Here is a 12,692-nt window from a genome sequence, read left to right as displayed (position 1 = left end):
GGTGAGAAAGATATGGAAGGAAGAAAATTATGTTAGATATCAAATTTGTAAGAGAAAATCCTGATGTTGTAAAACAAAACATTAAAAATAAATTTCAGGAGCACAAACTGCCACTCGTGGATGAAGTGATTGCACTTGATAAAGAGCGCCGCGAGACACAGCAGAAAGCAGATGACCTTCGTGCTCTTCGTAAGAAAAATTCAAAGATGATTGGTGCGCTGATGGGTCAGGGCAAAAAAGAAGAAGCTGAGGCAATGAAGGAAGAGGTTGCCGGTTATGCCAAAGAACTTTCTGATTTAGAAGCACGAGAGGCAGAAATTGCAGAGGAATTGAATAAGCGCATGATGGTAATTCCAAACATCATTGACCCGAGTGTTCCAATTGGTAAAAATGATACTGAAAATGTAGAAATTGAGAAGTTTGGTGATCCGGTGGTTCCGGATTTTGAAATCCCATATCATGCACAGATTATGGAATCATTTGATGGACTGGATTTGGATTCGGCACGTGACGTTGCAGGAAATGGATTCTATTATCTGATGGGTGATATTGCCAGACTTCATTCTGCAGTTATTTCCTATGCAAGAGACTTTATGATTGACCGCGGATTTACCTATTGTGTGCCGCCGTTTATGATTCGTTCAAATGTTGTAACAGGTGTTATGTCGTTTGATGAAATGGATGCGATGATGTACAAAATCGAGGGTGAAGATTTGTATCTGATTGGTACGAGTGAACATTCTATGATTGGTAAGTTTATCGATAAAATTATTCCGGAAGAACAGCTGCCAAAAACTTTGACCAGTTATTCTCCATGTTTCCGTAAGGAGAAAGGTGCTCACGGAATTGAGGAACGCGGTGTTTACCGGATCCATCAGTTTGAAAAGCAGGAGATGATTGTTGTCTGCAAACCGGAAGACAGTAAAATGTGGTTTGATAAATTGTGGCAGAACACCGTTGATTTATTCCGTACATTGGATATTCCGGTACGTACGTTAGAGTGTTGTTCCGGTGACTTGGCTGATTTGAAAGTGAAATCGATTGATGTAGAGGCATGGTCTCCACGCCAGAAGAAATATTTTGAAGTGGGAAGCTGCTCGAATTTAGGAGATGCGCAGGCACGCCGTTTGAAGATTCGTGTTGTCGGTGAAGGTGGTAAGTATTTTGCCCACACCTTAAATAATACGGTTGTTGCACCACCACGTATGTTGATTGCGTTCTTAGAAAATAACTTATGTGAGGATGGTTCAGTTAAGATTCCGAAAGCATTACAGCCATATATGGGCGGTAAAGAAAAAATTGAAGTGAAATAAAAATGACACAGTGTGGTTTTATAGTGAGACTGCACGATGACAGAAGATTCTGCTATCGTGTAGTCTTTGTTCTGTGATTTAAGGAAAGATAAATATAAAAATTTACAAAGAAAGGTGAGAGGAAATGCGAAGCAGCAAAAGGTATTTTGCACTGTTATTTCTTCTGTTTGCTTTGGCATTTGCCGGAGTGAATCAGACGAATTATGTGCAGGCAAAGGAGACGACACAAAAAATTTGTCTCTACTTAGGACAAAAGATTACTCTTGCGGATTTGCCGGAAGGGGAAGTCGTTTTAAGTAAAGAGCATGTGGTTGAGGTATCGGCAAACAAAGTTGTTACGACAATTGGTGCAGGTACGGTTACGATTTCCGTGAAAACGAAGGCGGAGACAGTTGACTATGCAGAAATTGAAGTAAAGAAAAATGAGATTCTTTCGGATTTGAGTTTTAACAGACAGTCGTTTACGGCACATCCTTTGGGTGGTGGCTCTTTTCAGCTACCGATACCGCAGTTTGAATCGATGACGTGTGTGTGGCAGGCAAGAACGCCGGAAACAGCCACAGTTACACAGGAGGGAATTATTACGCCGGTTCGCGCAGGCTTTGCAGAATTTTCTGTTACGGTTACGGATTCATATGGCGGTGTGTACTCTTTTGTGCTTGGTGTTGAAATTTTGCAGCCCCAATTTACAATCCAAAAGCAGAATTTAGCGAAGGGCTGTCAGACAACACTTTTGTTAGAATCTGTTGCAGGAAATCCGGTTGTTTATCAGACAAGGGATACTTCCATTGTTTCGATTGTTTCCTATAATCAGGCAGGAGTTGTAGTTAAGGCGAAAAAAGTAGGTTCTACTACTGTAGTGGCGCAGGTGGATGGCGTTCAGACCGAATGTGTGATTACGGTCACAAACCCGATAATGAAAAAGGCATATGGTTTTTATCAGAAAAAGAAAAAACTGGCGGTCAAGGTGACTGGGTTAAATGCAGAAAGCCGACCGGTCTTTCGTTCGTCCGATGTAAAAGTTGCTGTTGTGACAACTTCAGGAAAGGTGACAACGAAAAAGTATGGAAGTGCTGTGATTTCCTGTGAGGTCGATGGAAAGACAGTAAATTATTATCTGGCAGTAAGTACGAAAACGGCTGTCCGGGCGATGCGGTATGGTTATAAACAGATAGGAAAGAAAAAGTACAGTCAGGCAAGGCGGATGGATAAAAACTATTATGACTGCTCCTCTTTTGTTTACCGGACCTATCGTGCGGTAGGAAGATATCTTGTCTGCAAAACAAGCTGGGCGCCGGTGGCGGCGGACATCGGCCACTATTATGTGAGAAAAGGAAAGCGCATTAAGGCAAAGAAAAACTATTCTGAAAAGAAAATGAGACCGGGAGATTTGATTTGCTTTGGCGGCTCGAAGGCAAGAAGAAACGGACGGTATAAGCGAATATATCACATTGCAATTTACATTGGAAATGGTAAGACAATGGAGAGTAGTTCAACCTATAATAATGTTGTAATAAGAGACAGAGGCGTTTTTAAAAAGAGCGAAATTCCGGTCGTTGTACGCCTATAATTTGTAAAAAAAGTAATTGACGAGTAAAATATCACGTGATACAATAAAGTTCCTTTCGAAAGGAACAGCAAAAAGCAGTGTTTCTCATGCGCAGGGGAGGCACTGCTTTTGCTTTATCAGACAGCGTGGTGTTTGTCTGGTGAATCTAATTTCATTTTATCTGTTTATCTGGTAAATGAGAATCGCAGCTATTTACATGACATAAAAAGACAAGATAGGGAGGACTGTCTATGAATTTAAAAATGAAAAAAGTAATTGCATGGGTGCTTGTGTGCCTGTGTGTATATGGTTCGATGCCAAAGGAAATGGTGAAAGCCGCTTCAAACAGTACGATTTATTTTGTGCCGAAGGGGCAGCAGGGGCGGTATACGGACAATCTTGATGAAGCATTACAGAGTTGTTCATCACGTGGTGGAGAGATTATTTTGGAAAAAGATGTACATTATGATTTCCCAGATTTTATTTATTATGATACAATAAATAAGGATACTACTCTTGTAGTGTCGGAGGGCGTTACGTTGACAATCGGAAAAAAAGGATTGCGGATGAATGGAACTTTGCAGCTTCGCGGCGGAACAGTAGATTTGGAAAAATCGGAGGGGATTTTATATGGTTCCGGAAAGGTTCAGTTGTTAGATGGACGTGTGATTAAAAAATCATATTCCGTGAATAAAAATAACAGTTCCATTTGTTTGGAAGCAAAAAGTATTTTATACGGTCAGAAACTGAAAGAGGCACAGATTCCCGAGGATAAAGTTGAGTGGTCAGTGCCGGTTGAGGGAACGTGGCAGTTTGTGAAAGGAGACTTAGTCCCACAATCGGGAACATCCAATCAGGATATTGTATTTGTGCCGAAATATCCGATGACGTATGATTCCTTATTCTTTACAAAGAGTGGGAAAGTAACGGTAAATACTGTTATCCCAAGACGACAGGATGAAAAAGAAGTACAGACTTTTGCCGGTCAGAATTTAACGAAAATTCATCCGGACTTGATGTATGTAAGTCCGGTTACCGGTGAAAAGGTAGCAGGTGAATTTACCTTTTCTACGGATGCCAAAGAGTATGATGTTGGAAAACATGAGATATCGGGTGTGTTTTCGCCGCAGGATAATAATTATCAGTCGGTTACGGATATAGTGGTCGTTGATATTGTATCGGTGAAACCGGAGCAGGCAGCACCACCGGTTGTCCGCAATTATGGAATCTATGGGGACCGTTTGAATCAGATACGCTTCCTTGAAGGAAAATATAAAAATCCGAAAACGGGGGAAATCATCAAAGGAAGTTTTGAGTGGAAAGATGGCAGCCAACCATTGAAACTTGGAACCTGCGGGTACACAATGTTATTTATCCCGGATGGGAAAGGTTATGAAACTGTGGAGAGCGAAGTTTTGGTGGAAACACTGCCAAAAGAGATGGAGGAATTTGAGTGGCCATCGTGCTCCGATCTTTCCTTTGGTGAGGATTTGTCGAATTCTTCTCTTAGTTTCCAGAAAAACGAATATGGTATTTTCTTCTGGGAAGATGAGAAAGTTCGGCCATCGGTTAAAAATTCAGGTGTCCATGTTGTGTTTCGTCCGGCAGACACCATTCGGTATGACTGGAGCAAGGTGGCAGGGTATGATGAGAAGACAAAGACAATTACATGCTCAATTCCGATTACTGTGTGTCCGGTGAAAGGAAAACTGCCAACGATAAAAGCTAAGGAATGGAAAGAAGGCGAAACGGTTTCCGGATGCGCATTGTCGCTTGAGCCTGCGAAAACGGGAACGGTGACATGGAAAAATCCGGTGCAGAAAGCAGATATATCAGGCTGGTATCCGGTACTCTTTTGCCCGGCAGACTCCGATAATTATGACTGGAGCAGTTATGAGCAGGATGAAAAGGGAAATATCTGTATGCAGGTGTATCTTACTGTGGTACCAAAGCCGACGCCATTGCCAACGCTGACTCCAAAGCCGACGCCATTGCCAACGTTGACTCCAACGCCGGTACCGACAGAGAAAACATCCCTTACACCATTGCCGGAATCAGCGGAAGTACCGTGCACTACTCCTGTCGTACGAGAGAAAAATACATCCAAACAGGGCAGTAATGGAGTGGCGGAGACAAAACCGACGACAACTTTTATGATTACGCAGCTTGTATCAAAGACATCGAAGATTCAATCTCCGATTGTTCCGAAAACATCTATTTTGAAATGCAGCAGGAAAGGCAAACGAGTGCTGCTTCGCTGGAAGAAAAAGAAGGGTGTTTCCTATCAGGTTCAGTGGAGCACAAATGTTAAGTTTAAGAAAGCACATAAAAAGAAAGTGAAAAAGAATTACTATGTGATATCGAACAAAAAGATTGGAAAGAACTATTACGTGCGTGTCCGTTGTGTGAAAAAGAAAAATGGAGTGATTTATTATGGAAAATGGAGCAAGGTGAAAAAAGTATCCATGTAACGATTTAGAAATTTTCTGTTAGAAAAAAGCAGGGAACAATGATTTTGTGCGAGCACAGTTATTGTTCCCTGCTTATGTTTGAATTCGTTCTATTTTAGTATTTCATATCTTTTAAAATATCACAGAAGTCAAAGGTTGCAAAATAATCCTGTGGAGTTTCTCCGCGGCGAATCATCTGCACGCTGCCATCTTCTTTGAGAAGAAGCTCCGGCGATTTCAGTTTACCGTTGTAGTTATAACCCATAGCATATCCATGAGCACCGGTATCGTGGATAACCAGATAATCTCCGATGTCAATTTTTGGGAGCATACGGTCTACGGCAAATTTATCATTGTTCTCGCAAAGAGAACCGGTGACATCGTATTTGTGGTCACATGGTGCATTTTCTTTGCCGAGGACGGTGATATGATGATAAGCACCGTACATAGCCGGACGCATCAAATCACAGGCACAAGTGTTCAAACCAACATATTCTTTGTAAATATGTTTCTGATGAATACATTTTGTTACGAGATTGCCATAAGGTCCAAGCATGAAGCGGCCAAGTTCAGTAAAGATGGATACATCACCAAGTCCTGCCGGTACTAGAATTTTCTCGAACTGTTTGCGGACACCTTCACCGATTACCGCAATGTCGTTTGGTTCTTTGTCTGGCGTATATGGAATACCGATACCACCGCTCAAGTTGATAAATGTAATATTGGCACCTGTTTTCTCTTTCAGTTCTACTGCAAGTTCAAACAGAATACCGGCAAGTGTCGGATAATATTCGTTACTTACAGTATTGCTGGCAATGAAAGCATGAATACCAAAGTTTTTAGCACCCAGTTTCATTAATTTTTTGTAGCCCTCAATTATCTGCTCTTTGGTGAAGCCATATTTGGCATCTCCGGGGTTGTCCATGATGTCTGTACCGAGTTCAAATACGCCGCCTGGATTGTAACGGCAGCAGATGGTCTCTGGAATGCCGACATTCTCTGCTAAAAAGTCAATGTGAGTAAAATCATCCAGATTGATGTAAGCACCGAGTTTGCTTGCTTTTTCATATTCAGCAAGTGGTGTCACATTTGAGGAAAACATGATGTCATTATCATGAAATCCAAGGGATTCTGAAAGCATTAATTCGGTCAGAGAGGAGCAGTCAACACCGCAGCCTTCTTCCTGTAAAATTTTAAGGATAAATGGGTTTGGTGTTGCTTTTACTGCGAAATATTCGCGATAACCCTTGTTCCATGAAAATGCCTTCTTCAAAGCGCGGGCATTTTCGCGGATTCCTTTTTCGTCATAAATATGAAATGGAGTCGGATAAGTTTTTTCAATTTCCTTAACCTGATCCAAAGTTAAAATTGTTTTCTTTTCCATGGTGAAAATTCCTCCAAATGATGTAGTGGGAATTACTTTAATTTTTCGCCGGTAAGTAATTCGTAAGCCTCCAGATACTTGTCAATCGTTTTCTTGGCAACATCTTCCGGAAGTTCCCAATCGTGGTTTCCTTCATTTTCTTTGAGCCAGTCTCTTGCAAACTGTTTGTCAAAGGATGGCTGGCCGTGACCCGGCTCATATCCTTTGGCAGGCCAGAAACGGGAACTATCCGGTGTCAGCATTTCGTCACCGAGAACAATGTTCCCATTTTCATCAAGACCAAACTCAAATTTTGTATCGGCAATGATAATACCTTTTTTCAATGCATAATCTGCACATTTTTTATAAAGAGCGATGGTATAATCGCGAAGCTTTTCGGCATACTCTTTTCCTTTGCCAGGAAATTCTTTTTCCAGTACATCAACGCTTTGCTCAAAAGAGATATTCTCGTCGTGATCACCGATTTCGGCTTTTGTGGAAGGTGTGTAAATTGGTTCCGGCAATTTGTCGGATTCCTGTAAACCTTCCGGAAGCTTGATGCCACATACGGTTCCGTTCTTTTGATAGCTTGCCCAGCCACTGCCAGTGATATATCCGCGCACAATACATTCAATCGGAAGCATAGTCAGTTTGCGGCACATCATGCTGTTGCCATCATAGGCCGGTTGCTGAAAGAATTCCGGCATATCTTTTACGTCGGCAGAAATCATGTGATTTGGGACAATGTCTTCAGTAAGGTCAAACCAGAATTTCGACATCTGGGTTAAAACAGTTCCTTTTTTAGAAATGATGTTTTTCAGAATTACGTCAAAACAACTGATGCGGTCAGTTGCGACCATAATCAGACTGTCACCGTTGTCGTAAATCTCTCGTACTTTACCTTCTTTGATTGGTTTCCATTCGCTCATAGCGGTACCTCCATCTTTTATATGTTCGTCATTTACATAGTATAAATTTTTTTAACGAACCTGTCAACAAGGCAAATTAAATCAAATTCATTGTATTTTTAGGAAAAGGTGTTCGCAAATTTCCCATTCAGGAACGCTCCCGCTTAGGTGAACACACGTAGCGGTGCATGAGGGCATACTACGCCCTCTACGCACCGACGGTGTTCAAAATCCTTCATGGTGAAATTTGCGGACACCTTTTCTTGAAAAATTACAATTGAATTAATTTAGTCAAATCTTTCTTGATTTAAGTTACTGTCTGAAAGTGCATGCAACCTAAATTGCTGCCAAACAAAAAAAGAGTTGCATAGTTTTTTATTATTTTCTGAAAAAAACAACCATGAAGAAGAAAATTGGCAAAAAACGTTGTTTTACAGCCCAATTTTCTTTACTCAATCGGGATAATGCCTCCAAAATGCAACCATAAAGGACAAATTAAGGAAAAAGAGTTGTCTGGGGAGGAGATGGCAGGTGTGTGTCAAGTGTTTAATGCTAATTTCTTCGTAGTTCCAGTAATTTAAAAGAAAAACTTTGTAACTCGTGGGTTTTGAGTACGTCGGTATGTGGCACTGGTAGTTTCAGTGCCCATACCGCTACGCACTCAATTAGTGAGAACGCCCATGAGGTGCAAAATTTTTCTTTTAAATTACGGAAAACGAAAAAACGTTATTAAACACTTGACACCACCCACCCCATGATTTACTTGAAAAAAACAAATGTTTGCTTTATACTAATAACGATTGAGCAAAAAAGGCATATGTGCCGATAAAAGGCTAGTTTTAGAATGAGAGGTTTATCTTTATGAGCAATTACAGCGGCAGTGATATTGTAATCTTAGAGGGGTTAGAGGCAGTTCGAAAGCGTCCGGGAATGTATATCGGAAGTACCGGAACGAGAGGACTTCATCATATGATATGGGAAATCCTTGATAATGGAATTGATGAGCATCTTGCCGGATTTTGTAACGAACTTCATTTAACGTTGTTAAAGGATGGCGGCGTTGTTGTCGAGGATAATGGACGTGGCGTGCCGGTTGACATTCATCCGACAAAGAAGATTCCGACGGCACGTGTTGTATATACCGTATTGCATGCGGGTGGTAAATTTAATAGTGATGTGTATAAAGTTTCCGGTGGTCTGCATGGTGTGGGTGCATCGGTTGTAAATGCACTGTCAAGCCACATGATTGTGGAAATAAGACGAGATGGAAAAGTGTACCGGGATGAGTATAAAGATGGCGGTAAGCCGGTGACAAAATTAGAAAAAGGACTTTTACCGGTTGTGGGAACCTGCATGAAAAATAAGACAGGCACAAAAGTTACTTTTTATCCCGATGATTCCATTTTTGAAACGGTGGAATTTAAGCCGGAGACGATTCGTAAAAAATTAAAAGAAATTGCTTACTTGAATAAAAATCTCAAAATTGTTTTCAAGGACGAGCATACGGGAGAAGAGCAAACATATCTGGAGGAGTTTGGAATTCAGAGCTATATCAAGTACATTAATCGTGATACTGCGGTTCTCCATGATGATGTTATTTATATAGAAGGAAAAAGTGGAGACATTGAGGTAGAAGTCGCTTTTCAGTATACACAGAATTACAGCGAGCAGATTAACGCTTACTGCAACCGTATCAATGTGGCAGACGGTGGAACGCTGGTTACCGGTTTTAAAACGGCACTGACACGAATTATGAACCAGTATGCGAGAGAATTAAATTTCTTAAAAAATAAAGAAGATAATTTTGACGGAAAAGATATCAGGAATGGCCTTGTTGCGATTGTTTCCATCAAACATCCGGACCCGCAGTTTGAGAGCCAGACGAAAAACAAACTGGGTAATACGGATGCAAAAACCGCAGTGGATGAAGTATTTAACCGTGAGGCACAGCGTTATTTTGATAAAAATGTAGAAGTGTTAAAACGAATCCTTGAAAATGTACATAAATCCTTTAAGGCGAGAACAGCAAGTGACAAGGCAAGAAAAGGTGTGATGAAACAGCTCCTTGATGTGGATACCAAAAGTAAACTTGCAGCATGTTCTTCAAAAAAATCAGAGGAATGTGAAATTTATATTGTCGAGGGTGATTCTGCGGGTGGTACTGTTAAGACGGCGAGGAACCGAAGAACACAGGCGGTTCTTCCACTTCGCGGAAAGATTCTGAATGTAGAAAAAGCACCACTTGAAAAAATTTTGGTAAATAACGAAATTAAAACAATGATTGCTGCTTTTGGCTGCGGAATCGGTGAAAATTTTGATATTAAAAAACTTCGTTACGATAAAATTATCATTTTAACCGATGCCGATGTCGATGGGGCACATATCAGCACGCTGCTGCTTACATTTTTCTACCGGTTTATGCCCGAACTGATTTATCAGGGAAAAGTATACCGCGGTCTGCCGCCGCTGTACCGGGTATCGTATGAAGATAAAAAAGGTAAGAAAAAGAATAAAGTATCCGAATATTTGTTCAATGATTTTGAACTTGAAAAATTCCGAAAGACCGGGAAAAAGATTTTGGAATTGCAGCGTTACAAAGGTCTCGGAGAGATGGATGACACGCAGTTATGGGAGACGACCTTAGACCCGGAGAGCCGTATTTTAGCACAGGTATCTATCAGCGATACGGTAGAAGCCGATGAAGTAACTGATATTTTGATGGGAAGTAACGTTCCACCGAGACGACAGTTTATTATGGATGAGGCGAAATACGCCAATCTGGACATTTAACGGGAGGAAAATCAGATGAGTGAAGAAAATATTATACAGTTAGATTTTTCAGAAGAAATGAAAACATCTTACCGCGATTATGCAATGAGCGTTATTGTGGCACGTGCTCTCCCGGATGTCCGTGATGGGTTAAAACCGGTTCAGCGCCGTATTTTGTATGCTATGAAAGAACTCGGTTTGTCGCCGGACAAGCCACATCGAAAAAGTGCGCGTATTGTCGGTGATACGATGGGTAAATATCATCCGCATGGTGACAGTTCGATTTATGATGCGCTCGTGCATATGACAGAAGATTATTCACTGAATGCACCGCTTGTTGACGGTCACGGAAATTTCGGATCAATTGACGGAGACGGTGCGGCTGCCATGCGATATACCGAGGCACGTTTGTCAAAACCTGGTATGATGCTGTTGGATAATTTGGACAAAGGTCTGGTTGACTTTTTACCAAACTTTGATGACAGTGAAAAAGAACCGGCTGTACTGCCGGCCACACTGCCAAACCTTTTAATTAACGGAACAACAGGAATTGCTGTCGGTATGGCAACAAACATTCCGCCACATAATCCGACAGAAGTCATTGACGCTGTAATTGCGTACATGGACAGACCGGGAATTTCCATTGATAAATTGATGGATTACATTCCGGCACCGGATTTTCCAACTGGGGGAATTATTATCAACGCTTCCGATATGCGGGATATTTATGAAAAAGGAGAGGGAAAAATCCGTCTGCGTGCCCGTACAGAAATTGAAAAAGGAGATGCAGGCAGAACAAACATTGTTATCACGGAAATTCCTTACACCATTTCCGGAAATAAATTAAAACTCGTGGAAAGTTTAGCTGCGCTGGCAAAAGATAAAGTATTTGATGAGATTTATGATGTGCGCGACGAGTCCTCCAAAGAGGGTATTCGTATCGTTGTCGAAGTAAAAAAAGGCCGCGATATTGACAATCTTTTAAATGGACTTTATAAGAAATCCCAGATGGAGGATACCTATGGCGTAAACCTTTTGGCAATCCGTCCGACAGAAAATGGAACCGGACAGCCAAAAGTATTTAATTTGAAATCATTGATCGAGGAATTTGTTTTATTCCAAGAGGATTTGTATACAAGAGAGTATCAGTTCCTTTTGGAAAAGGCAAAAAAACGTCTGGAAATCGTTGAAGGGTTGATGAAAGCAACCGATGTAATCGATTTGATTATTGAAATTCTTCGTGGTTCTTCCTCCGTGAAACAGGCAAAGACGTGCCTTATCGAGGGAATTACGGAGGGAATCAAGTTTAAGAGTAAGGCATCGGAAAAAGAAGCAGCCACACTTTCCTTTACGGAAAATCAGGCGGATGCCATTCTTGCGATGCAGTTGAGCAAGTTAATCGGACTTGAAATTTTAAAACTTCATGAGGAAAATGATACATTAATTGCGAATATTGCAGAGTATGAAAAGGTTCTTTCGGACAGTAAAGAACTTTATAAAGTTATTAAGGGAAGACTTCGTGAATTTAAGAAAATCTTTAATTCGCCGCGCCGGACAAGCCTTATGGATACGGTGGCTAAAGCCTATGTTGAAAAAGTGGTTATTGAAGATTTGTATGTCTGCTTTGACCGCTTTGGCTATACCAAGGCAATTGATGCGGCTGCATTTGGACGGGCAAGCGAGGAAACAAAGAAAGACTTCAGTTTTGTACTGAAAATCAAGAACACGGATAAACTCTGCATTTTTACAGACAAAGGCAATATGCATCAGGTGAAGATGGAGAAAGTGCCAAGATGCAAGATGAAGGATAAAGGTACATTGATTCACTCACTGTGTAAAATGGAAAATGACGAAGAAGGACTTCTCTATGTCAGCTTTGAAGAATTGTTTGAGTCCATTTTGTTATTTGTGACAAAGAACGGTTATATTAAGTTAGTGTCCGGAGCGGAATTTGAGACCGGACGCCAGATGATTGCGGCGACAAAACTGGATGCGGACGATGAAGTAGTTGGTGTAATAATGCTTTCGGCAAGCGATGTTCTCACCGGAACAAAAAAAGTAATTCTTTTGACAAAAGACGGTCTTTCTCTTGGATTCCCGCTTAGCGAAGTGAGCGAACTCAAAAAGACAAGCCGAGGTGTAAAAGGAATTACATTGGAGAAAGAGGATACCGTTGCATTTGCAACGGTTGTTCATCCGGCTGCGGAAACATTTGAATATGAAGGAAAGACTTTAAATGCACGCAGGGTACGAAACCGCAAGCGTGCGGCGAAGGGGCAGAAAGCGAATTTGATGCAGAATACACTTACACTTGAATAAGAAAATGAAACTTTTTCAAAT

At 41.1% G+C, this 12,692-nt stretch carries 7 protein-coding genes; 5 read left to right on the top strand and 2 right to left on the bottom strand.

What is annotated here, in order from left to right; all coding sequences use genetic code 11:
* Positions 1-29: 29 nt before the first annotated feature.
* From serS to DW019_RS14950, 3 genes are all read left to right on the top strand, one after another.
* Positions 30-1,313 (top strand): serine--tRNA ligase, encoded by a 1,284-nt coding sequence (serS, locus tag DW019_RS03680; RefSeq protein ID WP_117477862.1) that lies wholly within the window; start codon positions 30-32, stop codon positions 1,311-1,313.
* 124 nt (positions 1,314-1,437) lie between these two features.
* Positions 1,438-2,883 (top strand): NlpC/P60 family protein, encoded by a 1,446-nt coding sequence (locus DW019_RS03675; protein ID WP_118442555.1) that lies wholly within the window; start codon positions 1,438-1,440, stop codon positions 2,881-2,883.
* Between the two features lie 230 nt (positions 2,884-3,113).
* Positions 3,114-5,333 carry a hypothetical protein gene (locus tag DW019_RS14950; protein WP_118442554.1) on the top strand — a complete coding sequence of 740 codons (2,220 nt, stop codon included), beginning with the start codon at positions 3,114-3,116 and terminating at the stop codon, positions 5,331-5,333.
* Between the two features lie 94 nt (positions 5,334-5,427).
* On the opposite strand, the gene DW019_RS03665 is transcribed toward DW019_RS14950, so the two are convergent.
* Together DW019_RS03665 and DW019_RS03660 are read right to left on the bottom strand one after the other, a co-directional pair.
* A complete protein-coding gene (locus tag DW019_RS03665) occupies positions 5,428-6,696 on the bottom strand; it encodes a diaminopimelate decarboxylase (protein WP_118442553.1) in 1,269 nt (422 codons plus the stop codon).
* A gap of 32 nt (positions 6,697-6,728) precedes the next feature.
* A complete protein-coding gene (locus tag DW019_RS03660) occupies positions 6,729-7,604 on the bottom strand; it encodes a phosphoribosylaminoimidazolesuccinocarboxamide synthase (RefSeq protein ID WP_117477866.1) in 876 nt (291 codons plus the stop codon).
* A gap of 840 nt (positions 7,605-8,444) precedes the next feature.
* Here DW019_RS03660 and DW019_RS03655 point away from each other — a divergent pair.
* Together DW019_RS03655 and DW019_RS03650 are read left to right on the top strand one after the other, a co-directional pair.
* Positions 8,445-10,373 (top strand): DNA gyrase subunit B, encoded by a 1,929-nt coding sequence (locus DW019_RS03655; protein WP_022377342.1) that lies wholly within the window; start codon positions 8,445-8,447, stop codon positions 10,371-10,373.
* A gap of 15 nt (positions 10,374-10,388) precedes the next feature.
* Entirely contained in the window at positions 10,389-12,671 is a 2,283-nt protein-coding gene (locus tag DW019_RS03650) for a DNA topoisomerase (ATP-hydrolyzing) (protein WP_022377341.1), read from the top strand.
* Positions 12,672-12,692 lie beyond the last annotated feature (21 nt).

Source organism: Clostridium sp. AF37-5 (genome assembly GCF_003477605.1).
GTDB lineage: Bacteria > Bacillota > Clostridia > Lachnospirales > Lachnospiraceae > Eubacterium_F.
Note: the sequence above shows the minus strand (reverse complement) of the source record. Positions and strands in the feature narration are given on the sequence as shown.